25 protein-coding genes and 1 pseudogene are annotated in these 24958 nt (G+C 54.0%); 21 read left to right on the plus strand and 5 right to left on the minus strand.

Annotated features, from left to right (window positions below):
• Positions 1 to 228 precede the first annotated feature (228 nt).
• The 6 genes from PUT07_RS28155 (at position 229) to PUT07_RS28180 (ending at position 6247) form a co-directional block, all read left to right on the plus strand.
• Entirely contained in the window at positions 229 to 453 is a 225-nt protein-coding gene (locus tag PUT07_RS28155; protein ID WP_274472110.1) for a hypothetical protein, read from the plus strand.
• Between the two features lie 445 nt (positions 454 to 898).
• Positions 899 to 1894 (plus strand): ABC transporter substrate-binding protein, encoded by a 996-nt coding sequence (locus tag PUT07_RS28160; RefSeq protein WP_274472111.1) that lies wholly within the window; start codon positions 899 to 901, stop codon positions 1892 to 1894.
• Between the two features lie 68 nt (positions 1895 to 1962).
• Positions 1963 to 2973: a FecCD family ABC transporter permease gene (locus PUT07_RS28165; RefSeq protein WP_274472112.1), complete on the plus strand. Its 1011-nt coding sequence runs from the start codon at positions 1963 to 1965 to the stop codon at positions 2971 to 2973.
• The gene (locus PUT07_RS28170) at positions 2970 to 4010 is read left to right on the plus strand and encodes a FecCD family ABC transporter permease (RefSeq protein WP_274472113.1); all 1041 of its coding nucleotides are present in this window, start codon (positions 2970 to 2972) and stop codon (positions 4008 to 4010) included. Before PUT07_RS28165 ends, PUT07_RS28170 begins: the two co-directional genes overlap by 4 nt.
• Positions 4011 to 4024: 14 nt before the next feature.
• Positions 4025 to 4606: a nitroreductase family protein gene (locus tag PUT07_RS28175; protein ID WP_274472114.1), complete on the plus strand. Its 582-nt coding sequence runs from the start codon at positions 4025 to 4027 to the stop codon at positions 4604 to 4606.
• A 96-nt stretch (positions 4607 to 4702) separates the two neighbouring features.
• Complete coding sequence (locus PUT07_RS28180; protein WP_274472115.1) at positions 4703 to 6247, plus strand: AraC family transcriptional regulator; 1545 nt, start codon at positions 4703 to 4705, stop codon at positions 6245 to 6247.
• A 60-nt stretch (positions 6248 to 6307) separates the two neighbouring features.
• On the opposite strand, the gene PUT07_RS28185 is transcribed toward PUT07_RS28180, so the two are convergent.
• Positions 6308 to 7597 carry a glycoside hydrolase family 18 protein gene (locus PUT07_RS28185; RefSeq protein ID WP_274472116.1) on the minus strand — a complete coding sequence of 430 codons (1290 nt, stop codon included), beginning with the start codon at positions 7595 to 7597 and terminating at the stop codon, positions 6308 to 6310.
• A gap of 216 nt (positions 7598 to 7813) precedes the next feature.
• Here PUT07_RS28185 and PUT07_RS28190 point away from each other — a divergent pair, with 216 nt between their 5' ends.
• The 6 genes and pseudogenes from PUT07_RS28190 to PUT07_RS28215 all read left to right on the plus strand — a co-directional run bounded on the left by PUT07_RS28190 (position 7814) and on the right by PUT07_RS28215 (position 10691).
• Positions 7814 to 8587, plus strand: a complete 774-nt coding sequence (locus tag PUT07_RS28190) for a hypothetical protein (protein ID WP_274472117.1) — start codon at positions 7814 to 7816, stop codon at positions 8585 to 8587.
• A gap of 10 nt (positions 8588 to 8597) precedes the next feature.
• Positions 8598 to 9053 (plus strand): hypothetical protein, encoded by a 456-nt coding sequence (locus PUT07_RS28195; RefSeq protein WP_274472118.1) that lies wholly within the window; start codon positions 8598 to 8600, stop codon positions 9051 to 9053.
• Positions 9054 to 9182: 129 nt separating this feature from the next.
• Positions 9183 to 9380 (plus strand): annotated as a pseudogene (locus tag PUT07_RS28200) (YiaA/YiaB family inner membrane protein); the annotation flags it as partial.
• Between the two features lie 39 nt (positions 9381 to 9419).
• On the plus strand, positions 9420 to 9623 hold the full coding sequence (locus tag PUT07_RS28205) for a YiaA/YiaB family inner membrane protein (protein ID WP_274472284.1): 204 nt from the start codon (positions 9420 to 9422) through the stop codon (positions 9621 to 9623).
• A gap of 89 nt (positions 9624 to 9712) precedes the next feature.
• Entirely contained in the window at positions 9713 to 10210 is a 498-nt protein-coding gene (locus PUT07_RS28210) for a CBO0543 family protein (protein ID WP_274472119.1), read from the plus strand.
• On the plus strand, positions 10203 to 10691 hold the full coding sequence (locus PUT07_RS28215; protein WP_274472120.1) for a CBO0543 family protein: 489 nt from the start codon (positions 10203 to 10205) through the stop codon (positions 10689 to 10691). Before PUT07_RS28210 ends, PUT07_RS28215 begins: the two co-directional genes overlap by 8 nt.
• Positions 10692 to 10760: 69 nt before the next feature.
• Here the strand turns inward: PUT07_RS28215 and xylA are convergent, their stop codons facing one another.
• On the minus strand, positions 10761 to 12077 hold the full coding sequence (xylA, locus tag PUT07_RS28220) for a xylose isomerase (RefSeq protein ID WP_274472121.1): 1317 nt from the start codon (positions 12075 to 12077) through the stop codon (positions 10761 to 10763).
• Positions 12078 to 12249: 172 nt separating this feature from the next.
• On the opposite strand from xylA, the gene PUT07_RS28225 reads away from it, so the two are divergent.
• From PUT07_RS28225 to PUT07_RS28235, 3 genes are all read left to right on the plus strand, one after another.
• On the plus strand, positions 12250 to 13425 hold the full coding sequence (locus PUT07_RS28225) for an ROK family transcriptional regulator (protein ID WP_274472122.1): 1176 nt from the start codon (positions 12250 to 12252) through the stop codon (positions 13423 to 13425).
• Between the two features lie 90 nt (positions 13426 to 13515).
• The gene (locus PUT07_RS28230) at positions 13516 to 14016 is read left to right on the plus strand and encodes a hypothetical protein (protein ID WP_274472123.1); all 501 of its coding nucleotides are present in this window, start codon (positions 13516 to 13518) and stop codon (positions 14014 to 14016) included.
• 62 nt (positions 14017 to 14078) lie between these two features.
• A complete protein-coding gene (locus PUT07_RS28235) occupies positions 14079 to 14585 on the plus strand; it encodes a Crp/Fnr family transcriptional regulator (protein WP_274472124.1) in 507 nt (168 codons plus the stop codon).
• On the opposite strand, the gene hmpA is transcribed toward PUT07_RS28235, so the two are convergent.
• The gene (gene hmpA / locus PUT07_RS28240; RefSeq protein WP_338000779.1) at positions 14580 to 15809 is read right to left on the minus strand and encodes an NO-inducible flavohemoprotein; all 1230 of its coding nucleotides are present in this window, start codon (positions 15807 to 15809) and stop codon (positions 14580 to 14582) included. The genes PUT07_RS28235 and hmpA overlap by 6 nt on opposite strands.
• 624 nt (positions 15810 to 16433) lie before the next feature.
• Here hmpA and PUT07_RS28245 point away from each other — a divergent pair.
• On the plus strand, positions 16434 to 17924 hold the full coding sequence (locus PUT07_RS28245) for a hypothetical protein (RefSeq protein ID WP_274472126.1): 1491 nt from the start codon (positions 16434 to 16436) through the stop codon (positions 17922 to 17924).
• A gap of 23 nt (positions 17925 to 17947) precedes the next feature.
• A complete protein-coding gene (locus PUT07_RS28250) occupies positions 17948 to 18679 on the plus strand; it encodes a metallophosphoesterase family protein (RefSeq protein ID WP_274472127.1) in 732 nt (243 codons plus the stop codon).
• Between the two features lie 368 nt (positions 18680 to 19047).
• On the opposite strand, the gene PUT07_RS28255 is transcribed toward PUT07_RS28250, so the two are convergent.
• Positions 19048 to 19683 carry an FMN-dependent NADH-azoreductase gene (locus PUT07_RS28255; RefSeq protein ID WP_274472128.1) on the minus strand — a complete coding sequence of 212 codons (636 nt, stop codon included), beginning with the start codon at positions 19681 to 19683 and terminating at the stop codon, positions 19048 to 19050.
• Between the two features lie 235 nt (positions 19684 to 19918).
• On the opposite strand from PUT07_RS28255, the gene PUT07_RS28260 reads away from it, so the two are divergent.
• The 3 genes from PUT07_RS28260 to PUT07_RS28270 all read left to right on the plus strand — a co-directional run bounded on the left by PUT07_RS28260 (position 19919) and on the right by PUT07_RS28270 (position 22524).
• Positions 19919 to 20953 (plus strand): agmatine deiminase family protein, encoded by a 1035-nt coding sequence (locus PUT07_RS28260; protein WP_274472129.1) that lies wholly within the window; start codon positions 19919 to 19921, stop codon positions 20951 to 20953.
• Positions 20954 to 20959: 6 nt separating this feature from the next.
• The gene (gene aguB, locus PUT07_RS28265) at positions 20960 to 21835 is read left to right on the plus strand and encodes an N-carbamoylputrescine amidase (RefSeq protein ID WP_274472130.1); all 876 of its coding nucleotides are present in this window, start codon (positions 20960 to 20962) and stop codon (positions 21833 to 21835) included.
• A gap of 260 nt (positions 21836 to 22095) precedes the next feature.
• Entirely contained in the window at positions 22096 to 22524 is a 429-nt protein-coding gene (locus PUT07_RS28270; protein WP_274472131.1) for a DUF1232 domain-containing protein, read from the plus strand.
• A gap of 343 nt (positions 22525 to 22867) precedes the next feature.
• Here the strand turns inward: PUT07_RS28270 and PUT07_RS28275 are convergent, their stop codons facing one another.
• Complete coding sequence (locus PUT07_RS28275; protein ID WP_274472132.1) at positions 22868 to 23938, minus strand: branched-chain amino acid aminotransferase; 1071 nt, start codon at positions 23936 to 23938, stop codon at positions 22868 to 22870.
• Between the two features lie 129 nt (positions 23939 to 24067).
• Here PUT07_RS28275 and PUT07_RS28280 point away from each other — a divergent pair, with 129 nt between their 5' ends.
• Positions 24068 to 24949, plus strand: coding sequence for a LysR family transcriptional regulator (locus tag PUT07_RS28280; protein WP_274472133.1), 882 nt, complete (start codon positions 24068 to 24070; stop codon positions 24947 to 24949).
• Positions 24950 to 24958: the final 9 nt, after the last annotated feature.

Consider the following 24958-nt stretch of genomic DNA (forward strand, 5'->3'; position numbering starts at 1 on the left):
TGACATGAAAATTATGGAACTGATAATATATCGGTTTCTGCGAATCCGAAATGAATAGCTGCCACATTATTTACATGAAATTAACCGGAGGTGAAAGGGGGCTCCCCCTGAGTGGCCGCGCTTGGAAGGCAGCCTGTTAGGCGGGGAGCGGAGGATGGAGGAGAGTGAGGGAGAACGGAGGAGGACGAGGAGAGTGGAGGAGGATGAGGATGAGGATGAGGGAGAGCGGTGCAAAGAGAGAATAGTAACGAGATGAAGTGTGGAACAACAGACGGGAGGCGGGTAACGAGACAAAGAGTGGAAGCGAGCAGACGAGCGTCGGCGATTCCCCACCGCGCTAACGGACACAGAAGCCCTTATTCGATGAATAAGGGCCTTTTTGGCGATGTAACGGACACCAGCGCCGTTATTTGCCCGATTTTGCCGGATTTCGACCCCGAATTCGGCAAATAGGGTCTGCTGTGTCCGTTAGAAAGGGCGCGGGATGCTTTTCACGCGAATAACGGCTGCTGAGTCCGTTAGAATGATAAGTTGGCTCCCCGAGCAGACGTCACGAAGATTAGCGGGCCCCCCGCCGCGCCAACGGACACAGGAGCCCTTATTCCTCGATAACGGACACCATCGCCGTTATTTGCTCATTGCAGCCGGATTCCATCCCGATCCCGCCCCAATCCCCCGCTCTTGGCGATGATCACTCAGTGCCCTGCCTCCCCCTGCCAGCCAGAGGATAAAATCAGTCATTAAAACGGATAAGATCGGATATGTACAAATCCAAAATCCGACCCTTATAATGAGACTGATAATTATTATCAATTAAAAAGGGTCCAGCATTCGCATTCAAATAGAGATGACTCGCTCATCACCTGTGTTTGCATGCTGCATAAGGAGGAAGAAACAAATGAGAGTTTTACAATTGATGCTTGCCATGGTGTTGACGCTTGCACTATCGGCCTGCGGCACATCGTCAACGACAACGACCGGAAGCGCAAGCAGCAGCCCTGCCGCCCCGGCAGCAAGCGCCGCACCACAGACGGACGCGGGAGAGAAAACGATCAAGCATGCGATGGGCACCGTCACACTGAAGAAGAAGCCTGAGCGCGTCGTCGTTCTTTTCAACGGTATGACGGACATTACCGTCCACCTGGGCGTGAAGCCGGTAGGCTCCGTGCAGTCCTGGGAAGAGAAGCCATGGTACAACTATCTCCGCACCAAAATGGAAGGGGTAAAGGATCTTGGAGAAGAGACGCAGCCGAACGTCGAGGCGATCATCGCGCTCAAGCCGGATCTGATTATCGGGACGAAACCCCGTCATGAGAAAATTTACCCGCAGCTCAGCAGCATCGCGCCAACCATTATGACGGAAGAAATTTTCGACTGGAAAGCGAATTTGAAGTATGCCGCCGACGCGCTGTACAAGAAGGAAGAAGGCGACAAAATCCTCGCCGATTGGGATAAGAAGGTTGCTGAGTTCAAGCAAAAGGCAGGCGACAAGATAGGGAAGACGGAAGTCTCGATCGTCCGCTTTGAGAGAGACGGCAGCGCGCGCTTCTACGCAACGGGCTTTGCCGGCACCATTTTCAAAGAATTAGGGCTTGCGCGTCCGAAAGCGCAAATTCTGGAGCCGGGCAAGGCGGTTCTGAATTTGACGACCAAGGAGCAAATGCCGCAGCTGGACGGGGATTACATTTTCGACATTACGAGACTGAATGCGGGAGAGCCGTCCGTCGAGAAATCCCAAAACGATTGGACCTCGCACCCGCTTTGGAAAAATCTGAAGGGTGTCAAGAACGGCAAGTACTTCAAAGTCGACTCCATTACGTGGAACTTGGCGGGAGGCTCGATGGCGGCTCAATCCATGTTGGCCGACCTCTACAAATACTTCGAGATTAAATAATGAAATGCATAAAGGAATGAACGATACGAGATCGTTCATTCCTTTATGAGCATGGGGAGACTCTCAAGATGAACCTTACTAAAACGAGCTTATGGAGAGCCGGCTGGCTGCTGGTTTTCGTTCTTATTATGCTCGGCTGCTTCGTCGCGAGCATTCTGTATGGCGCTACCCGGTACGAGTGGGCGATGGCGTGGTCGTCGATTGTTCACTATGACGAGAATGTGAATGAGCAAATTATTTTGCGCACGACAAGACTGCCGAGGGCTTGCATAGCATCCGCCGTCGGAGCCAGCTTGGCGATCGCCGGTGCTCTAATGCAGACGCTCACCCGCAATCCGCTGGCATCGCCAAGCGTATTGGGGGTAAATGCGGGCGCGTCCTTCCTGGTCGTGCTGGCGGCGGTTACGTTCTCCGTTTCATCGCTGCAGGTGCTGATGTGGATCGCGTTTATCGGAGCGGCGCTGGGGGCCGTCACGGTCTATATGCTGGGCTCGATCGGGAGGGACGGTCTGACACCACTTAAGATCGTGCTGGCCGGCTCTGCGATGAGTGCGCTGTTCGCCTCCTTCACCCAGGCCGTCCTCGTATTGAATCAGCAGGGGATCGGCACCGTACTCTTCTGGCTGACGGGCACGGTCGCCGGCCGCTCTCCCGAATTCCTCATGACGGTTCTGCCGTATATGGCCGTCGCGGGGGCCGCCGCCTGGCTGCTGTCCAAGGACATGAATTTGCTGCAGATGGGGGAGGAAGCGGCCAAAGGCTTAGGGCAAAAGATGGTTCTTATCAAATCGCTAGCCGGTATTTTCATTGTTATACTGGCCGGATGTTCGGTCTCGGTAGCAGGTCCGATCGGTTTCATCGGCATTGTAATCCCTCATATATCGCGGTTCTTCGGCGGTACGGATCACCGGTGGGTCATTCCGTATTGTGCGGTGCTCGGCGCGATTCTGCTGATGCTGGCGGACTTGGGCGCACGGTTCATTGCAATCCCGGAGGAAATGCCGGTGGGGGTTATGACCGCAATCATCGGCGTCCCTTTCTTCATCTACATCGCGCGGAAGGGGCTGTCCAAAGCATGAAGCTTTATCATACGGTTCGTTCCAAAAGCGGAGCGTTCTCTTTCCTGGTGCACCGGAAATCGTTCCGCATGACGTTCATCCTGCTCGCAGCATGCCTGATCGTCGCGATTATCAGCACAGGGCTCGGGGAAATCGTTATTTCTCCGCTCGATGTCATTCGCAGCATCTTCGGTGTGGGAGCGGACGATCACGCCATGGTGATTCAGAAAATCCGCCTTCCCCGCATTATCGTAGCTCTGTTGGTCGGGGCGTCCTTGGCGGCGGCCGGGGCGATTCTGCAAGGTATTATTCGCAACCCGCTGTCTTCGCCGGATATTATGGGCGTCACAGGCGGAGCTTCCGTCGGTGCGGTGACATTTCTGACGTATTTCCTCGGCACCCTCAGCATCCGCTGGCTGCCGGTTGCGGCGATGCTGGGGGCGGCGGTTGTATCCATCGTTCTCTATACGCTCGCCTGGAAGAAAGGAATCACGCCGGTCCGGCTCGTGCTGGTCGGCGTCGGCATGGCCGCCTTGATGTCGGCTGCGACAACGATGATGATCGTGTTCAGTCCGACGAATGACCCGGCTCAAGTGTATCTGTGGCTGACGGGCTCAGTCTATGCCTCGAACTGGGAGAATGTCCTCACGGTACTGCCCTGGACGATGGTGCTGCTTCCGCTTACCTTCCTCATGGCCCGGCATGTGAATATCGGGCAGCTGGGGGATGATCTTGCAGCAAGTGCCGGCAGTGCGGTGGAACGAAACCGCCTGATCCTGCTGCTGATCAGCGTGGCGCTGGCCGGCTCGGCCGTATCCGTAGCGGGCGGCGTCGGATTCGTCGGTCTGATTGCGCCGCATATGGCCCGGAAGCTGGTTGGCTCCAGCTTCGAGAATGTGCTGCCTGTCGCTGCCTTACTCGGCGGCACGCTTGTCATGCTGGCGGATCTTGTAGGGCGCACGCTGTTCCTTCCGCTTGATATTCCGGTCGGGGTATTCACTTCTGCCATCGGTGCGCCTTTCTTTATTTATTTGTTGTATGCCAGAAGGAATTCATGAGAGGAGCAATCCAAATGAGTATATCTGAATCAAAAACGATCCAAGCGGGTTCAATCGCTAAGATCATCCAAGAAAGAAGAACGATCCGAACGTTCAAAGAAGATGCGGTATCCGACGAATTGCTGCTGGAGCTGCTGAATGTAGCGATCTGGGCACCGAATCATGAGAACAGACAGCCTTGGCGCTTTGTGTTGTACAAAGGAGAGGGGCGGGCAGCGCTGGCCGATGCGATGCTCGAGACCTACTCGGGCGAGGAGCGCGAGAAGTATGGGAAGCGCAAGCGCGAATATTTCCTGGAGGTACCCGTTCATCTGGTTGTGGTTCTGAAGGAGGATACCCGCCAAAAGCAGTGGGATGAAGACTATGCAGCTGCATCCGCGCTCATTCAGAACTTCCAGCTTGCAGCTTGGGAACAAGGCCTCGGCGTCGTATGGAAAACGAATCATTACAATTATGTGGCGAGCTTCCGCGAAGCGATCGGCATTCAATCCGATGAGAAAATCGTCGGTGTGCTGCATATCGGCTATCCTGCCACCATTCCTCCCGTACAGAAGCGCACGCCTGCAGAGGAGCTGCTGACGATTATTGATAAATAATTACCCAAACACCTTTTCAAGTCGAGAGCGAACATATATAGTTAATTTGTATGATAATGATTCTCACTCTCCGACTTGAAAAGGGGGAAGTTGTGCATGCTTCCGGCTTCTGGATCCGAATTTGATTTCGTGTATTTCTCTTCCATTCATAAGCGTCGGTATGATAAGCGGAATATTATGCTCACCAGGACAAGTCCCGGTGAGCTGCTTGTCGTGGTGGCGCAGGGCGCAGGGCATCTCTATGCCGGACAGCTAACGGCTCCCGTCAAGCCGGGGATGTGCATATGGCTGATGCCGGGTCAGACATTCGACGTGCTGCAGGAGTCCGACACGTTGGAAGTATATCTCCTAGCCGTCCGTGAGTTAGCCGTGGCCAGACGCCAAGGGGGCTGGAGCTGCTCGCCGCAGACGGCCAAACCGCCGGGCAGACTGAATGCTGTCATGATGAAGCCGATGTTAGAGGGCATTAAGCGTCTGTACGAGGAAAGCAGAGACGGCCGGGCGGCCGGTGCCGGGCTGCAGATGCGCTTGCAGGGGCTGCTCTACGAGCTGAAGGAGCAGCTAGGTGCACAGCATGTAAGCGGAGAAGCCGTCGGCATTGACAGGACTCTAAGCTACATGCATAAGCATTATAGAGAAAAGATCAAGCTCGAGACCTTGTCGGATCTCGTAGGTCTTACGCCTACCTCGTATTCGAGGAGCTTCAAGAAAGCGAAGAAGATGTCTCCGGTTAAATATCTCAACCGGATCCGCATCGATTACGCCAAGCGGCTGCTGGAACAGCCTGGCTGCTCGGTCAAAGCTGCCGCAAGCGCCGTGGGTATGGGCAGCGAGTTCTATTTCTCCCGGATGTTCAAGAAGACGGTGGGCTTGCCGCCAACGCTCTATGTCAAGAGGAGGCAATTGAAGGTGGCATCCGCTTCCTGTTTCCGGTACAAAGATTGTTTGCTTTCTCTGGGCGTAGAGGATGCCTTTGAGCTGAACGGATATCTAAGCATCCAAACGGGAGAGGACGAGCGGGTTGTGGAGCTTCAACTGGAGCAAATGCGGGAATTCGGTCCGGATGTTATCGTCGCCGATGCCAGACACCTGTCGCTCTATGAGCGGCTGAGGCAGATTGCCCCAACGGTTGTCCTGCGTCTCAGCATGGACTGGCGGAAGGGATATATGCAGCTTGCCGAATTGGTCGGCAGAGAAGCGGAGGCCAGGTCTAACTGCCTTCAGCTTGCGGACAGAGTGAGCTTGGCGAGAGAACGCCTGTCTCACACGATCGGTATTAAGACGATTTCGCTGATCCGGCTGATGCATAACGGGAACGTTCGCGTCCAAGGGAAAGTCGATCATCCGCTGAACGATCTCCTGTACGCGGAGCTGGGGCTGCAGCCCGGCAGCTGCGTGCCGCGGGACCGAAGGATCAAGGAAGTTGCGCTGGAGAGCCTGACATCCCTCGAGACGGACTACTTGTTGGTGTGCGACAATGCGGAGGCGGACCGCCGCTTGCTGAAGGGGGCGCAATGGCGGCAGGCCGCCGGCGGAACGCAAAGCCGGGAGCCTCGTCTGATCCCGAACTGGGTCAGCATGAGCTGGGCTCCATCGGGGCAGCATCAAATTATTGACATGCTGGAGCAGTGGGAGGACTAAATAACGAAACCGTCAGGGAGAGTATCCCTGACGGTTTTTCGGCGTGTCTATAAGCCCTCGTTATCCCCGCTTGACGATCTGGAAATTCTCCTCAAGCAGCAGCCAATTTTGCGGGAACTTCAACCCCAGCTTCCAGTAGCTGATGCCTCGCAAGCCAAGCTCCTTCAGCAGACGGAACTTCGCTTGAATGGAACGGGCGTCCTCGAACCAGACTGTATGCTCCTTGCCGGCGTCGTCCCAATAATTGAAATGCGGAGCTTGGGCCGTATAGTCATATAAGATTTGGGCGTTGTATTTGCGTGCCAAATCAATAGCGGCTTGCGGCGAGACCGCTTTGGCGAAAGGGCCGCCTTTGACGAAGGGCAGGGTCCAGTCGTAGCCGTACAGGTTCTGGCCCATCATGATTTTGGAGGCCGGCATTTCGCTCACGGCATATTCCAGCACTTTGCGCACGGGGCCGATCGGGGAGACGGCCATCGGCGGACCGCCGCTATAGCCCCATTCATACGTCATGATGACGACGAAGTCGGAGATCTGGCCGTGCGCCCTATAGTCGTGTGCGGAGTACCACTCGCCCGCTTGAGCGGCACTGGTCTTGGGCGCAAGCGCCGTAGACATCAGGTAGCCCTGCTGATGAATCTGATCGGCCGCTTTCCGCAGGAAGCGATTGTAGGCATCCCGATCGGTCGGATACAGATGTTCGATATCGAAATGGATATCTTTGAAGCCAAGCTCCTTCGCCGTGGTTAGGATGGTCTCGAGCAGGCGGTTCTGTACCGTCTGATCCGTGAGAATAATGTGGCCGAGTTCGGCGCTGAATTGGTCTTTCTCGAGATTGGTGACGACCATCATCAGGGTGGTCCCATGCTGCGCAGCGATGCCCCGCAGATCGTCCAGCGGCGGCGCTTGCAGGGTGCCGTCTCGTTGAATGCGGAAGGAGAAGGGCGCTAAGTATGTGAGATGCGGAGAGGCTTCTCTGGAGGCTTGGATCAAGACAGGTGACACTTCATTGCCTCTCGGCTCCAGATAGGCATTCACTTCAGCTTGTTTACGCGGAGCAGGCGGGATATAGAGCCGGAACCCGACAGGCAGCGTTTGATTCAACGAAAGGCTATTGATGGATGCAAGCTCATGGAGATCGAGTCCTAACTTCCTGGCTATCGCATAGAGGTTATCCCCGGGCTGTACCCAATAGTACGAGCCTACAATGGGAATAACCAATGCCTGTCCGATCACCAGCGTTTGGCTCGGTGTCATCTCATTGGCGTCGGCAATCGTATCCACGGATACGCCATACGTTTGCGAAATGCGATACAACGTCTGTCCCTTCTGGACAACGTGGATTTGCATAGGAATTCCTCACTTTCTTATCGTAAGCAAGGAACCGTATCCGAGCCTACTTTTTTCTTTACCATATTCGAGAAGTACACAATGGGTGTATGTCTACTCCCAAACAAAATGGCGTATGCGGAAGGCAAGCTGATGGATGCAAAGTCGATGCATATCTTGACGTCCAATGAAGATAATAGAATAACTGGAAACTTATTCTTCATAAGGATGCTGTACATGCCACAGAAACCCCGCAGACAAATTGCTTTCGTCAGCCTGTTAGGCACCACTCAGCTGCATAAGCGCAATCCGTTTATCATTGCCTGGTGGTCCGCGGCTTTTCCCGGCTTTGGCCATTTGCTCCTGTCCAAATACTTCCGCGGCTTCATGCTTATTGGCTGGGAAATGCTGATCAATAGCCAGATGCATTTGAATGAAGCCATGGTGTACACGTTTACAGGCCAATTCGATAAAGGCAATGAGGTGCTCGACATCAAATGGATGTCGTTCTACGCGCCTGTTTATTTATTCTCCATCTATGACAGCTATCGCACTTCCATCGATATGAATCACCAATATATTTTGGCGAAACGAGAAAATGCCCCGATTGATACGTTCACGATATCCGGTATGGAAATCAATTACCTCGATAAGCGTTCGCCTTGGCTCGCGATTGCCTGGTCGTTGCTGATGCCCGGGATGGGCCAGCTGTATACCCATCGCATCATTAACGCTTTTTTCGTGCTGGGGAATTGGATTGTCGTTTCTTACTGGTCGCATTTGCTGCAGGGGATTCATTACCTGCTGTACTGGGATTTATCGCAGGCGGGTCATGTGCTTAGCATGAAGTGGGCTTTATTCTTACCGTCCATATACGGTTTTGCCCTCTATGATGCCTATGTACATACGGTGGAATATAACCGGCTTTTTGACCATGAGCAGGCCGTGATGCTGAAGAACGAATACCAACACCCCCGTTTTGCATTTCCTAATTCATCGCAGCGAGAGTGAGGAGGACCCTATGCATGTCATAGCGTCATTTGAACATTCGATCTATTTGGAGATGGCGATTACCGCTATTGAAGAGGAAGGTATTCTGAAGGAAAATATTTATGCGGTGCCGCTGCAGGAGCGGCCGACGAAGCCGAAGATGTTTGATACGATTCACAATTCGGATGGTGTCAGCCTGTTCGATGCCGGTGTCGCGATGGCCACGGCGTTCACGGTGATCGGGTCGACGTATGGCTTTGTCTTGAAAGGCGGAGCCATACTATGGGGGCTGATCGGCGCCGTTGTCGGCTTCCTATTAGGCTTCGTCATCGATGTCCTGCACAAAAAGAGAAAAGGCGAAAAGTTCGCGGCGCCGGGCAAAAAAACGGAAGTCATCGTTCTCGTCAACTGTACCAAAGAGGAAGCCAAGTACATCCAAATGACTTTCTGGGAGCATATGGCGCTCGGCGTGGCGGTTTGCGATTAAAGGCTTATGACCAGGTACTATTGGTAAATAGTACTATTTGGAATGAAGGTGTTCTCCTATAATAAGTATCAATAGCAAGATACTACAGAGGCTGCAGCAAGCAGCCGCAGGAGGACGAAGATGATGACAATTCGGAAACGCAATACAGCAGCTTTCACTTTTATGGCATGGGCATCCTTTATCGGTGCATTTCTGGCGATGTTTATCGGGATCTATACGTTGGATGAGTCACTCAGCGTCAAAGGCTATTTCGCCGTGTGCGCTTTATTCCTGACCATGTCGGCGTTCGTGCTGCAAAAGGTGATTCGCGATAATCTGGAAGACAGCTTCGATGCGCGCAAACGGAACACGTCGGCTTTCACCTTCATGGCCTGGAGTTCCTTCGCACTCGCGCTGCTGGGGATGTTCATCGGCATCATTAACTTGGAGCAGCTGCTTTCCGTTAAAGGCTATTACGCGGTTACCGCATTGTTTCTGACCATGTCTTCGTTCGTGCTGCAAAAAACGGTTCGCGACAACAATGACGATGCCGCCTTGCAGCCGGTAGATAAAACGTTTGAAGAGCTGTAGCAAGCACATGTTTCGATTTCCGGCGGATAAATGGAAGTATTTGGGGCATATTGGTCAATAGGACATATTTGTAAGAAAGGTTGGGTGCTATGACAGTGGAACGAGTTGTATTGATCGCCGTATGGGCGGTCTGTCTTCTGCTCATACCGCTCATGATCCCGAGGCATCGGATCCGGGAAGCCGTCCTGCTGTTCCTTTTCACCCAAATGATTACGTGGGTCATGAGTTTGCTGTTCGTGGAATGGCGCTTCATTGAAAACCCGATCCGTGAATTCCCGGCGGCTACCCAAAGCAATTTTACGAATAATTATTTGCTGTTGCCGCTCTTATCGACGTTGTTCTCTATCTACTACCCCGCGCAGAAGCCTGCTTCCGTCAGGTTTCTTTATCATTTACGCATCGTGCTGGCGATTGGTGTTTACTTGGCTTTCGTTTCCAGCTACACAGAGATATTGAACTATGTTCATTTCAATATTTATGCTCACATCCTTGTTGTATGGCTTGTAATAAATGCCGTAAGAAGCTATGCTTCTTATTTTTTCAAGAAAGAGATCCGGAAGGAAGGGCAGCCAGCAGGCTATGAATAATAAGATCGAATATAGCATCCTCTTGGCCGTGTGGGCGATCGCCTTGACAGGTCTGCTCTTGGTGCCCAAACGCCACCGCCGTAAAGCGCAGGTTGCTTTTCTTTTTCAACAGTTTATTTGCTGGATTCTGGGACTTATCGTTGTGCAAAATAATTGGCTGGACTATCCGGTCAGAGAGCTGAAGCGCAATTATTCCAGCTTGACCTTCGAATTCATCGCCTACCCGGCGATTGCCGTTTATTTGAATATTTACTATCCTGTGATGAAAACAAAGTGGACACGCCTGCTCTTCGTGCTCGCCTTTCCGGCGGCCATTACAGTGGTCGAAATCATACTTGAAAAAAATACGGAGTTGATCGACTATCACTCGTGGAGCTGGTATTGGACATTTGCCAGCATCCTGGTGACGCTTGGTTTGTCTCTCGTCTTTAACCGGTGGTTCTTCCGCGAAGGGAAGAGCGCGGCAGGGGAGACATCTTAGTCCCCATGCGTCAAGGGGGACATAGAAAAGCGGGACCAAGGATATCTCCTCAGCCCCGCTTGATGTTCATTAAGCGTTAATCAGGTATTGGTTAACCGTAGCCTTGATCAATTCCAGGCGGCCCGATTGGTTCACGATGTTGTTGTTGGCAAGCGCGTAAGCTTCGAGCGATTTGAAATCCGCTTTACCAGATACGATATCCGCGCCGATGCCGGACTTGAAGGAAGCGTAGCGCGTGTCGAGAATGTTGTCAAATACGCGGTCTTCGATCAATTTGGCCGCAACCTGCAGGCCGCGTGCGAAGGAATCCATACCGGCGATATGAGCGTACACCACATCGATCGGCTCGAAGGACGTGCGGCGAACTTTCGCGTCGAAGTTCACGCCGCCGCTGCCGATTCCGCCTTCATTAAGCAGAATCTCGTACATCGCCATTGTCGTCGAGTACAGGTCTGTCGGGAATTCGTCGGTGTCCCAGCCGAGCAGCAGGTCGCCTTGGTTCGCATCGATGGAGCCCAGCACACCGTTGATACGCGCAACACGAAGCTCGTGCTCGAACGTGTGGCCGGCCAGCGTAGCATGGTTAGCTTCCAGGTTCAATTTGAAATATGGAAGCAGGTCGTATTTCTGCAAGAAAGCAAGCGTTGTTGCCGCATCGAAGTCATATTGGTGCTTGGAAGGCTCTTTCGGCTTAGGCTCGATCAGGAATTGGCCTGTATAGCCGATTTCTTTGGCATAATCAACAGCCATGTGCAGGAAGCGGGCAAGGTTGTCAAGCTCCAGGCCAAGGTCGGTGTTGAGCAGTGTTTCATAGCCTTCACGGCCGCCCCAGAAAACATAGTTCTCGGAACCAAGCTCTTTGGCATGGTCAAGAGCTTTCTTCACTTGTGCCGCAGCATAAGCGAAAACATCGGCATTATTCGTTGTAGCCGCACCGTGTACGAAACGCGGATTCGTGAACATGTTCGCTGTGTTCCACAGCAATTTTTTGCCGGATGCTTGCATGTTGTCTTTGATCAGCGCAACGATTTCGTCCAGGTTGCGGTTCGTCTCTTGCAGCGTGTCGCCTTCAGGCGCGATGTCGCGGTCGTGGAAAGCGAAGTAGTCGACATCCAGAATGTGCAGCAGCTCGAAGCAAGCTTCAACACGCGCTTTGGCCAGCTCCATACCGGAGTATTGATCCCAGTCGCGTACCATCGTACCACTGCCGAACGGATCTGCGCCGTTAGCGGAGAAGGAGTGCCAGTAAGCGATTGCAAAGCGCATATGCTCACGCATTGTTTTGCCTAGAATCACTTGGTCAGGGTTATAAAATTTAAAAGCCAGCGGGTTCGTGGATGTGCGGCCCTCGTACTTAACTTGTTGGACGTTCTCAAAGTAGCTCATGCATTCAGCCTCCAAAATGGATTATTAATTGCCTCTGAAGTCATCATAGCATCATTCGATAAGTTTGTAAATTCATTAAACAAACTTAGTTCGTGCATGCTGCGTTCTTTCGTGATAGAATCAGGGCAAACATATAGAAATATAGTAATTGGAGCAGTGTGGGGGCTATTGGATGAAACAAACCGGCGATTTGAATCTAGTGAAAAAAATTAATAAATCGATCGTACTCCATCATATTCGGACGGACTCGCCCATCTCTCGGGCGCGCATCGCAGAAATGACAGGACTCACGAAGGCGACCGTTTCGAGTCTTGTGAATGAGCTGATCGAAAGCAGCCTTGTCGAGGAAATCGGCGCAGGCGAGTCGAGCGGCGGACGCAAGCCGATGATGCTTCTGTTCAATGGGACGGCCGGCTATGCGATTGGGGTCGATCTGGGGGTGCACGACATTCTGGCGGTGCTGACGGACTTGAACGGCAAGGTCGTGAGCGAGAAGCGAGCCTTGCATGACAACGCCTCCGCCGAAGCGGTCATTCAACTGCTCAAGCGGACGATCCGCGAGCTGATCGACAGCGCGCCTGAGAGCGCCTATGGGATCATCGGCATCGGCATCGGGGTGCCCGGAATATGTGACGAGGAAGGCAATCTGCTCTTCGCGCCGAACCTGAGCTGGGAGAACGTGCCGCTCCAGAAGCTCATCGAGGATACGTTCCATATTCCCGTCGTGATCGACAACGAAGCGAACGCAGGCGCTGTCGGCGAGAAACAGTTCGGCGCGGGGACAGAGACGACGAATCTGGTGTATATCTCCATCGGCATCGGGATCGGTGCCGGAATCATCATCAAAGGCGAGCTGTACCGCGGCGCAACGGGCTTTGCCGGCGAGATCGGGCACATCTCGATCCAACATGACGGGCCGAAGTGCCGCTGCGGCAGCTTGGGCTGTTGGGAGCTGTACGCGTCCGAGCATGCGCTGCTGGAGCAGGCGCGAAGGGAGCTGGGCGAGCCGGCCCAGCTGGACACGCTGCTCGCCAGGGCGGAAGCGGGGGACAAGACGGCCATTGCGCTCTTCGAGCGGCTGGGCTATTACCTCGGCGTCGGCGTAGTGAATATTATCAACGGCTACAATCCCGAGTTCATCATTCTCGGGGGCCGTTTGGCCGGAGCGGAGAAATGGCTCATGAAGCCTTTGCAGGATCTGCTCGAGAAGCGTTCCCTGCCTCTTCCGCGCAAGCTGCTGAACGTGGAGTTCTCGAAGCTGAGCGACCGTTCGACCGTGCTCGGGGCGTCTTCCTTCGCGGTTGCGAAGTTTTTTGCCTCCACAACGGTTTCCGTAGACAGTAATTAACAGGAAATTTCGAATTGACCTTCCGTTCATATGTTATGTAAAATAAGAAAGGCTATCTTATTACTTACATATAAAGGACGGGAACCAACGATGCTTCTGCGTTCAATCATCATTTGCTGTTACCTGATGGGAGCTTATTGGGCGTCCTATCATTATCCATCAATGAAGATGGTATTTTATCCGACACTCGGTGCGTTCAGCTTCCTGTTCATGCATCGTGTGGATCAATTTAAAGATGTCGGCCGAATAACGATCGGAGCTATTATTGCCGTTACGATCGGCAGTGTCATGTACGCGATCAGCCACGGAGCTGTCTCCTTTTTCCTGACGGCAATTGTTACGATTTCCCTTATCCAGCTTTTCAAATGGAACGCGGCTCCGATACTGGCCGTTTCCTTCGTCCCTTTTTTCGCTCACCCGACTTCGATCTGGGCATTGCCGGCGGCCGTTTTCGTCTCGCTGCTCGGTCTGATGGTATCTGTGTGGCTGATCGGGAAGATGGAGCAGGTGCCGGTCGTGACAAGAATCACTATGGTTCTTGAAGATCTCCGGGCCAAGACAGCAACCGCCGCGATGAAGAAAGAACTTTAAAACGAAAAAAAGCGACCAGCATGAACCTGCTGTCGCTTTTTTCTCATAAAGGAGACTTGCGTATGAAGCTGCATAAAGGAGAGACACTATTCCGGCAAGGTGAAACGGGAGGTCTGTTCCGGTTAAAGAGCGGGCTGCTCAAAATTGTCCGCGTTCACGAGGACGGCCACGCTACGCTCGTTAACATTATCGTGCCGGATGAAACGATCCCGCATCATTCGCTGATCAGTCCCAAGCCGTACCATGGGACGGCGGTGGCTCTTGTGTCTTGTGAAGTAGAAACGATCCCTGCCGAAGCTTGGTACCGGGATTTGGAGATGAACCCGGAGAAGTTCAGAGTCATTGCCCAGCAGCTGCAGGACAAGCTCCGGATGATGCAGCAGCGCATCGACCAGCTGGCGGAAGTCACTCCTGCGGGCAAGCTGAAAAAGCTGGAGAACTGGGTGCGCACCTATCTCGGCGACACCGTTCTGACCGATATATTGACGCAGGAAGAGATCGGCCAACTGGTCGGGCTGCGGCGGGAGACCGTGAACCGCCTCTTGCGTGAACAGTCGTTGAACCTATAGCGTACCGGCAGGACCGAAAAATTCGTAATGCCGATCCCCATCCGGAACTCCCCAATCCCGCAAAGCGCTGTTGACGCCTTTCATGAACGGAACGGGACCGCAGAAATAGAAGCTTGCCTCGCGCGCGGGCACAATGCTTTGCAGCCAATTGAGATCGATATACCCCTCTTTGTGATAAGCGTTAGCGGCACGGTCCGCCTCCGTCGGCTGATTGTAACACCAGTACGCGCTCAGCGAAGGGCGCTCCGAGGCCAGCTGCTTCACGTGCGCTTTGAAAGCGTGGTGATGGCTGTTTTGCGCCGCATGAATAAAGGTGATGGGACGGTTCGAGCCGGCCTTCACTAATGTATTCAGCATGCTGACCATCGGCGTAAGGCCGACGCCTCCGCTGATCAGGACGACCGGCCGGGTGTCCGTTTGGTCCAGCGTGAAATCTCCGGCCGGCGCGGAGAGCAGCAGCGCATCGCCTTCCTTCATCGCTTCATGCAAGTACACCGACACTTTCCCTCCGGGGCGGTCTGCCAGGCTGTCTTCCCGTTTCACCGAAATCCGGTAATAAGGCTTGCCGGGAGCATCGGACAAGCTGTACTGACGAATATGCGTATATTCTTCCCCCGGGATCTCCAATTTGACGCTCACGTACTGACCGGGTTCAAAGGCAGGGAGAACCGCCCCGTCTTCCGGCATTAGATAAAAGGAAGTAATCACATCGCTTTCCTCCACCTTGCGGGCGATGCGGAATCGTTTGAAATCTTTCCAGCCGCCGCCTTGTGCCTCAGCCGAGTGATACATATCCGCTTCCATGCCGATGAAGGCATCGGCAATGACGCCGTAGGCTTCGCCCCAGGCTCCCAGGATTTCAGGCGTAGCGGCATCGCCAAGCACATCTTGGATGGCGGCAAGCAGATGCTGGCCGACAATCGGGTAATGCTCCGGCTTCACGCCAAGGCTGCGATGTTTATGGGCAATCTGTTTCACCACAGGCAGGATCGCCTCAAGCCGGTCGATATGCAGGGCGGCCGCGTATACGGCATTCGCCAGCGCCGTCTGCTGCCTGCCTTGCTTCTGGTTGGCATGGTTGAATATGTTCAGCAGCTCGGGATGAGAAGTAAAGAGCATTTCATAGAACCGTTTCGTAATGGCTGTTCCATGAACTTCCAAGACGGGAATCGTGGATTTAATGATGGCAATTGTAAGTTGATTTAACATAAGGACACGCCTCATTTCAGTAAGTTTTGGTGTTTATGAGCAAAGTATAATAAAAGACGGGTGAGCGGATTGTGATTATAATCACACCAAAAGACAACAATCTGTGTCTGTATCCATCCGAGACCGTTTCGCGGTATACTAGAATGTAGAAATTTCCATATCCTTATAAAAGACAGGTGAGCGTGGATGCCTGACTGGTCTTATCATTCGATATTTAGGCCCTTGCTGTTCCGTATGCCTGCCAAGCTGGCCAGGAATTTGACTTTACAAGCGATGGGCGGCCTCAGCCGCTTGCCGGGGGGCACCTTCGTGATCCGCACGATGGGCCATGTCGAGCTGCGGCCCGAGCTGCAGGATGAGCTCGCCGGTGTACGCGTCTCGTGCCCCGTCGGCTTATCCGGGGCGCTGGATCCGCACGGGACGGCGCACCAGGCGCTCGCGCAGTTCGGGATCGGCTTCATCGAGCTCGGTCCCGTCACGGTGCGCGAGGTGCGCTGCGACGCGCCGATCGAGCGCGCGTCGGACCAAGAAGCCATCGTGTACCCTGATGGCTATGCCAACGATGGCGCGGACGCAGTCGCTGCGCGTCTGCGCAAGGGCACGGGGCATCGCCTGCCGCACTTCGTGCGGCTGCGGCCGATGCCGGGCAGCTCGCCGCGCGAAGCGCTGCTTCAGCAGCAGGAGCTGCTGGAGAAGCTGGCGCCGTACGCGGCGGGCTTCTACATCGACGGCCTCGCCGAAGGCTGGCCGCCGGAAGAAGCTGTGGCGTACCTCCGCGAGGTACGCCTGTTAGCGGCAGCGGCCGGCAGGCCGGCGCTGCTGGTTGTGCCGCCGCGGCTGCCCGAAGGGACGCTGCGGATGATCGCCGCCCAGCTGGCGAGCTGGAGCGGGGTTGTCGCCGGCGAAGCGCTGCCGGCGGGCGGGCGCCGCGTGTGCGTCGGCGGCCGTGAGGTGCTGCGCGCGCAGCTGGATCTGGTGCGCGAGCTCCGCGCGGCGGGGGCGCACACGATTATTGCGGCGGGAGCGGTGAGCCAGCCGCAGGATGCGCTGGAGCTGCTGGCCGCCGGCGCGAACGGCATCCAGCTGCACAGCGGGCTGGTGTACGCCGGGCCGGGGCTGCCGAAGCGGGTTAACGAAGCGATCCTGTATGAGCGCATTCGGGAGACGGAAGAGCCCAGTCCACCGTCCTTTTGGGCGAATTGGGGCTGGATGAGTCTGCTCGGCACCGGTATGATCATCGGCGGCGTGCTGGCGCTGCTGGTCGCGCTAACCACCGTGCTTCTGCCCTATGACGAAAGCTTCCTTGGCGTCACTCGCAGTGTCATCAACAGGTGGAACGGGCATCTTCTACATTTCATGTCCCATGACCGAATCACACTTGCCGGCACGATGATGTCCATCGGCATTTTCTATAACCAGTTGGCCAGGCACGGTCTGCGCACCGGCTCCCATTGGTCGCGTACGGCCCTGTTAGCCTCGTGCACCGTCGGTTTCTCCTCTTTCTTCCTGTATCTCGGTTACGGCTATTTCGATCCGCTGCATGCCGTCGCGGCGGCGGTTCTGCTGCCGATGCTCCTGCTGACGATCCGGGGGCTGAAGGATCTTCCTTCGCGGAAGCCGCCTGGGCTTTATAATGACGCCGTTTGGCGCAGAGCCCAATGGGGGCAATGCTGCTTCGTCATTCTGGGCGCCGGCCTCGCCGCGGGAGGCCTTACGATTGCTTGCGTCGGGGTGACGACGGTGTTCGTCCCGACCGATTTGGCCTTTCTGGGCGTGACCGCGGAGGAACTCGCCGCTTGGAACGAGCGTCTCATCCCGCTCATCGCGCATGATCGGGCCGGCTTTGGCGGTGCGTTGTTTTCGCTGGCTGTGGCGATCACGGCCTCTGCGCTCTGGGGGGTAGCCCAAGGCGAAGATTGGCTATGGCGGACATTCCTCTGGGGAGGCATTCCGGGCTTTGCATCCGGGCTTCTGGTTCATCTTCATATTGGATACACGGATTTCGTTCATTTGCTTCCCGTATATATCGCTTTGCTGCTGTATGCGGCGGGCCTGTACCTGCTGCATCCGTTCCTCGTCCTGAGGGCGGACCGGGGTCTGGACCGGGCGGCATCGGCGGAACCATTTTAAACGTCAAAGGCAGGTGCGGCTTGGTGGAGAAACTAGCCCTTATTTCAGATATCCATGGCAATATGCCTGCATACGAAGCGGTTATGAACGACATTCAGGGTCGGAACGTCACGCAAATTCTTTGTCTTGGCGATCTCGTCGGCAAGGGACCGCATTCCGAGCGTATTGTGGATCTTGTACGGGAAACCTGCGATGTGGTCATCAAGGGGAATTGGGATGATTTCATTGGCAATCCGACTGTGGATCCAGTCTTGCTGTGGCATCAGAACAGGCTCGGGAAAGAACGGACGACCTATTTGAAGGAGCTGCCGTTCTGCTACGAGTTCTGGATGAGCGGTAAATTCGTAAGGCTGTTTCATGCTTCGCCGAGAAGCGTATATGAGCGCATTCAGCCTTGGGATTCCATGGAGAGCCGGAGCTCGATGTTCGAGTCCTCCGAAGCCTGCGATGAGCGGCGGGAGGCGGATGTCGCCGGCTATGCCGATGTGCATAACGCTTTCTTGCAAATTCTAAAAGGCCGGATGCTGTTCAACACGGGGAGCGTCGGCAATCCGCTCGATATGACGCAGGCTTCCTATGTGCTGCTGGAAGGGGATTACCATAGCAAGGAGGCCGGAGTGTTCAATCTGCAGCATATTCGCGTTCCTTATGACATTGAGCTTGCCGTTCAGCAAGCGAAGGAGGAAGGGATGCCGGATGCAGACGCTTATATTCTGGAGCTGCGGACGGGGCAGTATCGGGGACGTAAGAAATAACACGTTACTGGGCGCGAGTTGGAGTCCTCTAACGGACTGGAAAGCCGTTATTCCTCGAATATAGGGGCAATTTCTGATGTAACGGACTCACGTGCTCTTATTTGGCGAGAAATCGTGCGAAACTCGAGGAAATCGATAGAATAGTGGCACCACAGTCCGTTACATTTGAATTCGGAGCCAAAAATAAGAAATAGCGGCAGCTGTGTCCGTTAGGGAGGGATGACTGTATATGTCTAGCCTATACCACCTATCTCTGTCGTTTGCCTGCATATATAAACAAGGCCTGCCCACTCATGGTGGAACAGGCCTTGGCGTTTTTATTGCTTACCCACTCTTGGGAGAAGGTCAGACAGGCTCGGACACTCACGTTAAAAGCTCTTCGCCAATTCCTTCGCGCGCGCGATCGCGTCTTCTTTGATTTGCTGCGCCTTATCCGGGAACTGATTATGGCCCTCTACGAAAAGGCCTTGGAAATCGGTAATTCCGAAGAAGCTCATGATGGCGCCGATATGACGATGGCCCATTTCCATGGCTGCTGCCGGGCCTTCCGTGTAGACGCCGCCTCGGGCTTGAATGTGCAGCGATTTTTTGCCGGGGAGCAGGCCAACAGGACCATTCTCCGTATATTTGAACGTTTTGCCGGCTGTACATAGCGAATCGAGATAAGCTTTCATAATCGGAGGGTAGGAGAAGTTCCACATCGGCGTTACGAAAACATATTTGTCCGCGGCGACGAACTGGTCGGTCAATTCACCCAGCCGGGCCACCTTGGACTGCTCCTCCTTGCTAAGCGTTGAGAAATCTTGGCCGCCTCGCAGCTTGCCCCATCCGCTGAACACGTCGGCATCGATGTGCGGTATGGATATGCTGTACAGATCGAGTGGGATCACTTCGTCGTTTGGGTGGGCTTCTCTATAAGCGTCGATAAAAGCTTTTCCTACAGCCATACTATAGGAAGTTTGATGGTCGTGCGGATGAGCGGTAATGTGTAAAATAGTAGCCAAGATCGTCCTTCCTCCCTGTTGTGTGCTGCGCTTTTTTAAGCCTTTTATAATGTTGATTAAAACGAAGCCGGCTATACCTAGCGAATTCTGGATGGCCTGAATCTTTGCTAAAATTGTAAAGCTCTGCTCATTGAGCCCGGGCTTCTTTTGAGTTATGATGAAAGACGGTGCTTTTTGGCTATACCAACAAATAAGATGCATACAATAAAATTTATATAAAGCGAGATGGATGAACATGAAACCTCAAGATTTAGGCTACAGAATGCCCGCCGAGTGGACAACTCACGAACGTACTTTCATTTCCTGGCCGGTTCAGGACTCTATGGTATACCCGGATGATTACACCGTCGTAACCAAAGGCTACGCGGACCTGGTGAAGGCTATCGCCGAGTTCGAGCCTGTGACTGTGATCGTCAATCCTGAGGACGCTGAGCAAGTTAAGGCTATGTTTACGGAGTCTAACGTTGACTTTGTGACAATTCCGCATAATGATGCTTGGTTCCGCGATAACGGACCAACGTTCTTGCTGAATGAGCAAGATGAGCTGGCCGCTGTAAACTGGAAGTTCAACGCGTGGGGCGGCAAGTATGCTCCTTGGGATTTGGACGATAACGTCGCTCCGCAGATTATGGAACGCCATGGCGTGAAGCGTTTTGACGCTCCGCTTGTCATGGAAGGCGGCTCCATTCATGTGGACGGAGAAGGCACGCTGCTGACGACAGAGGAGTGTTTGCTGAACACCAACCGCAATCCGGAGCTGAGCCGAGAAGAAATTGAAGCGCATGTGAAACAATATGTGAACGTGGATAAAATTATTTGGCTGAACAAAGGGCTGGACGGCGATGAGACGGATGGCCACGTGGATAACATCGCATGCTTCGCGGCACCGGGAAAAGTAATCCTGCAGGTGTGCAACGATCCTGAGGATGCCAACTATGCGATTACCCAGGAGAATTTGCAAATTTTGCGCAATGCGACGGATGCTCAGGGGCGTTCCTTCGAGATTATCCAAATCGAGCAGCCGCCGGTCGCTTTCCATGAGGAACAGCGCTTGACGCTGAGCTATTTGAACTTTTATTTTGTGAATGGCGGCATCATTTTACCGGTATTCGGGGGAGCTGCCGAAGCAACGGACCGCAAGGCGGAGGAAGTGCTGAGCGCGGCGTTCCCGGACCGCAGAATCCGGACAATCAACGGTATGTCGATTATCAAAGAAGGCGGCAATGTGCACTGCACGACGCAGCAAATGCCAGCCGGCAAGAAAGGGTGATTTGTAGTGAGAAAAGTAGCAGTAGCAGCTACACAAATGAGCTGTTCCACTAACATAGATGAAAACATTCGCAAAGCGGAAGCTTTGGTGCGCCAAGCGGCAGCTAAAGGTGCGCAAATTATTTTGATTCAGGAGCTGTTCGAGACGCCGTACTTCTGCCAAAAGGAAAAGTCCGACTACTACAGCTACGCAACGGAAGTGGAAACCAACAAAGCGATCAATCATTTCCGCGAAATTGCCAAAGAGCTTCAGGTCGTCCTGCCGATCTCTTTCTATGAGAAAAAGAACTGGGCCCGCTACAACTCGTTGGCTGTCATCGACGCTGACGGGCAGGTGCTCGGCACGTACCGCAAAAGCCACATCCCGGACGGTCCGGGGTATGAAGAGAAGTTTTATTTCAATCCGGGCGATACGGGCTTCAAAGTATGGAAAACACGCTACGCCAAAATCGGCGTAGGCGTCTGCTGGGATCAATGGTACCCGGAAGCTGCCCGCGTAATGGCGCTTATGGGCGCTGAGCTGTTATTCTACCCGACGGCTATCGGTTCCGAGCCTCAGGATGGTTCCATCGATTCGAAGGATCACTGGCAGATGTGTATGCGCGGCCACGCCGCTTCCAACCTGATGCCGGTCATCGCATCGAACCGGATCGGCAGAGAAGAAGATGAGGATTCCAGCATCGATTTCTACGGCTCTTCCTTCATTGCCGGCCCGCAGGGCAACATGATTGAAGAAGCAGGCCGCACGGAAGAAGCCGTGCTTGTCGCCGAGTTTGACCTGGATCAGTTGGAAGTTCAGCGGATCGAGTGGGGCATTTTCCGTGACCGCCGTCCGGAATTGTATAAGGCAATCGCCACTTACGATGGCAATCAGGTGCTGTAAGAACCAGCGTTGGTGGTCGGTGTTTGTGACGGTTCCGCGTTGTTGCGCCTGAGGGCTCAGCTTCGCGATTGGCCTGTCGCGGGACCGTATTCACGTCGCGGTTCACTTCGGGCTGTTCCTTAGGGAGCAGCCTTTTTTTGCGTTTCGGCGTGTGTGCCTATCGTGCCCTTGCCTTACATCGAGCTCCGCCACCTTCCCATGCATTTAGCTCCCCGGCGCGGCAAATGTTATAATAGGAGTAAGAATGGAGTGATCATGAGATGGACGCTTCCAAATATCAAAAATACTTCAACCCGGACGATTTCTGGTCCAAGCTGAAAAAGGGCGCTAAAAAAGCCGGCAGCAAAGTGATTTATAGCGGTTTGCTGCTCTTCTATGCCATGGAAAGTCCCAAAACGCCGCTAAAAGCAAAAGTGCAGATTTATGGAACGCTCGGCTATCTTATTTTGCCGCTGGATCTTGTGCCCGATTTGCTGCCGATAGTTGGTTACGTCGACGATCTGAGCGCGCTCGGCCTCGCTCTTGCCGCGGTCGCCAAAAATATTGACGATGACGTAAGGCTCAAAGCGAAAAATAAGCTGCGCGATTTCCTCGGAGACGATGCGGTCAAATCGAAGGATATCATCGACATTGACGGGCAAGTGGTGGGCGATCAAGAGAAGGGGGAAGCTCCTGAGCAGCACTCGTAGCAGGTGAGAGTAGTCAGCAGCGATGAGTGGTATCGCTAGCGCTGCGTCGCCACCGGTGCCCGGCTATCGGACACAGCGGCGCCTATTCGGCTCATGCCAGCGGGTACGAATTTGTAACGGAAACCGGCGCCGCTATTTGCTGGATCCATCGCGATTTTGCCCGGAAGTCGCACAAATAAGGTCTCAGCAGTCCGTTAGATCCGAAATGGGGCGATTTTTGCACCAATAACGGCGCTGGAGTCCGTTAGAATTGCCCGGAGACGCCGTCACCGGAAGCTACCCCCGGGCACAACGCCAAAAAAGAACCTTTCCATCCACATTCGGATCGAAAGGTTCTTCTCTTTTAGCAAGTGACCATCCAGCCATGCGTATCGGCGATACGGCCGTACTGGATGCCGGTGATCGTGTCATAAAGCTTATGAACGAGCTCCCCGATTTGGCCATCGTTGATGACCATCGATTTCCCCTGCCATAGCAGACTGCCGATCGGTGAGACAACGGCTGCCGTACCGGTGCCGAAAGCTTCCTCCAGAGTGCCGCTTTCATACGCCTGCACGATTTCGTCGATGGAGATTCTCCGCTCCGTAACGGGAACGCCCCAATCGTTCAATAGGTGAATGATGCTTTTGCGCGTGATCCCTTCCAGGATGGAACCGCTAAGGCTAGGCGTCACGACTTCCCCGGCAATTTTGAAAAAGACGTTCATACTGCCGACTTCCTCAAGGCTTTTCTTGTCGATAGCGTCGAGCCACAGCACCTGTGCACAGTCGTGCTCCTTAGCGAGCACTTGCGCCTTCAGGCTTGCCGCGTAGTTCCCGGCCGCTTTGGCACCGCCGGTACCGCCTTGAACGGCGCGGGCGTAGTGGCTTTCTACGAGGATTTTGACTGGCTGCAGCCCTTCCTCATAGTAAGCGCCGACCGGCGACATGATGACGACGAAGGAGTAACGTGACGAAGGACGCACACCTAGAGCTGCTTCAGTCGCAATGACGAACGGGCGAATATAGAGGGACGCACCTTGTCGGTCCGGCACCCAGTCCCTGTCCATGCGTACGAGCTCCTGAATCGCGTTCACGACGAATGCTTCATCGATAGGAGGCATATTCAGCCGTTCGCTGGAACGGTTCAAGCGAATGGCGTTCTGATCCGGACGGAAAATTTGAATGTCACCCGTGTCCGTACGGAAAGCTTTCAATCCTTCAAAAACAGCTTGCCCATAATGAAAAATCATTGCTGCAGGGTCGTAGGAAAGTGGGCCGTAAGGAATGATCCGCGGATCGTGCCATCCTAGTCCTTCCTGATAATCCATTACAAACATATGGTCGGTAAAATGACGACCAAATCCTAAATCCTCATACAGGCCTGGCTTCTTCTTGCAATGCTCATTCAGTTCCATGCGAATCTGTCCATACATCGCGGGGCAACCACCTTTCGTTTACGTTCATAACTGTTATTCTATACTATAGAAAAATAACAATCATTGATCAATAATCAAATATCAATTACGATCATAGGTAATCGCTATGATTCGGGGGTTACGGGAATGGATTACCGGTTGTTGGAATATTTCATGGCGGTCTGTGAAGAGCTCCATTTCACGAAGGCCGCAGAGAAGCTGGGCATCAGCCAGCCGACGCTTAGCCAGCAAATTCGCGCGCTTGAGCAGAGAATCGGTTCGCCGCTTTTTCAACGCGTCGGCAAGAAGGTGTACTTGACCGAAGCGGGCGGCGTTTTGCTTAAGCATAGCCGGAATATTTTCCATGAGCTGGAGCAGGCCCAGGTTGCTTTCAATGAAATTCAGGGCATGCAACGCGGCCGGCTGCGGATCGGTTGTTCGGGCAATCATCTGCTGACGGCGACGATCATGGCGTTCCACGCCCAGTTTCCGAAGATCGAGCTGTCGGTAGCGGAGCTCGCAACCGAGGAGACGATCGAAGGGCTGCTTGGCAATCAGTTGGATATTGGCGTCGTGTTTTTGCCGGAGGAGGATGAGCGGCTCGTATGCATGCCTCTGTACCAGGAGAAGCTCAAGCTAGTCGTATCGGCGCGCCATCCGCTCGCACAGGCGGAAGAAATCCGCCTCCAGGATCTCATGCAGCTCCCTGTTGCGATGCTGCCTCGCAAGTTCTACGTGCGGCATATGATCGAGGCGTGCTGCCAGCAGGCGGGCTTGACAGGCAAGCCGGCGCTCGAGCTTTCCACCTTGGAGTCCTTGCTGCAGATGGCCAGAAACGACGTCGTCGGAGCCGTTCTTCCCGGCTCCTATATGGAAAGCGCCATGAGCGGCGACATTCGCTGCATTCCCATTGTGGATCCCGCGCCGCAGAAGGATGTCGGCATCGTATACCGGAAGGACATGTACCTGTGCCAGACGACCAAAACGTTCCTGAAACAGGTCACCGGGCAGTTTCTTACAGAAAGATGAGGTCGCACT

This window comes from Paenibacillus sp. MAHUQ-63 (assembly GCF_028765165.1).
Classification (GTDB): Bacteria; Bacillota; Bacilli; order Paenibacillales; family NBRC-103111; genus Paenibacillus_E.

Excerpts from the sequence above, each read along its gene's own strand:
- PUT07_RS28160 (WP_274472111.1), top strand. The coding sequence starts at position 899 with ATGAGAGTTTTACAATTGATGCTTGCCATGGTGTTGACGCTTGCACTA.
- PUT07_RS28165 (WP_274472112.1), top strand. The coding sequence starts at position 1,963 with ATGAACCTTACTAAAACGAGCTTATGGAGAGCCGGCTGGCTGCTGGTT.
- PUT07_RS28170 (WP_274472113.1), top strand. The coding sequence starts at position 2,970 with ATGAAGCTTTATCATACGGTTCGTTCCAAAAGCGGAGCGTTCTCTTTC.
- PUT07_RS28175 (WP_274472114.1), top strand. The coding sequence starts at position 4,025 with ATGAGTATATCTGAATCAAAAACGATCCAAGCGGGTTCAATCGCTAAG.
- PUT07_RS28180 (WP_274472115.1), top strand. The coding sequence starts at position 4,703 with ATGCTTCCGGCTTCTGGATCCGAATTTGATTTCGTGTATTTCTCTTCC.
- PUT07_RS28185 (WP_274472116.1), bottom strand. The coding sequence starts at position 7,597 with ATGCAAATCCACGTTGTCCAGAAGGGACAGACGTTGTATCGCATTTCG.
- PUT07_RS28190 (WP_274472117.1), top strand. The coding sequence starts at position 7,814 with ATGCCACAGAAACCCCGCAGACAAATTGCTTTCGTCAGCCTGTTAGGC.
- PUT07_RS28195 (WP_274472118.1), top strand. The coding sequence starts at position 8,598 with ATGCATGTCATAGCGTCATTTGAACATTCGATCTATTTGGAGATGGCG.
- PUT07_RS28205 (WP_274472284.1), top strand. The coding sequence starts at position 9,420 with ATGGCCTGGAGTTCCTTCGCACTCGCGCTGCTGGGGATGTTCATCGGC.
- PUT07_RS28210 (WP_274472119.1), top strand. The coding sequence starts at position 9,713 with ATGACAGTGGAACGAGTTGTATTGATCGCCGTATGGGCGGTCTGTCTT.
- PUT07_RS28215 (WP_274472120.1), top strand. The coding sequence starts at position 10,203 with ATGAATAATAAGATCGAATATAGCATCCTCTTGGCCGTGTGGGCGATC.
- xylA (WP_274472121.1), bottom strand. The coding sequence starts at position 12,077 with ATGAGCTACTTTGAGAACGTCCAACAAGTTAAGTACGAGGGCCGCACA.
- PUT07_RS28225 (WP_274472122.1), top strand. The coding sequence starts at position 12,250 with ATGAAACAAACCGGCGATTTGAATCTAGTGAAAAAAATTAATAAATCG.
- PUT07_RS28230 (WP_274472123.1), top strand. The coding sequence starts at position 13,516 with ATGCTTCTGCGTTCAATCATCATTTGCTGTTACCTGATGGGAGCTTAT.
- PUT07_RS28235 (WP_274472124.1), top strand. The coding sequence starts at position 14,079 with ATGAAGCTGCATAAAGGAGAGACACTATTCCGGCAAGGTGAAACGGGA.
- hmpA (WP_338000779.1), bottom strand. The coding sequence starts at position 15,809 with ATGAGGCGTGTCCTTATGTTAAATCAACTTACAATTGCCATCATTAAA.
- PUT07_RS28245 (WP_274472126.1), top strand. The coding sequence starts at position 16,434 with ATGCCGGGCAGCTCGCCGCGCGAAGCGCTGCTTCAGCAGCAGGAGCTG.
- PUT07_RS28260 (WP_274472129.1), top strand. The coding sequence starts at position 19,919 with ATGAAACCTCAAGATTTAGGCTACAGAATGCCCGCCGAGTGGACAACT.
- PUT07_RS28270 (WP_274472131.1), top strand. The coding sequence starts at position 22,096 with ATGGACGCTTCCAAATATCAAAAATACTTCAACCCGGACGATTTCTGG.
- PUT07_RS28275 (WP_274472132.1), bottom strand. The coding sequence starts at position 23,938 with ATGTATGGACAGATTCGCATGGAACTGAATGAGCATTGCAAGAAGAAG.
- PUT07_RS28280 (WP_274472133.1), top strand. The coding sequence starts at position 24,068 with ATGGATTACCGGTTGTTGGAATATTTCATGGCGGTCTGTGAAGAGCTC.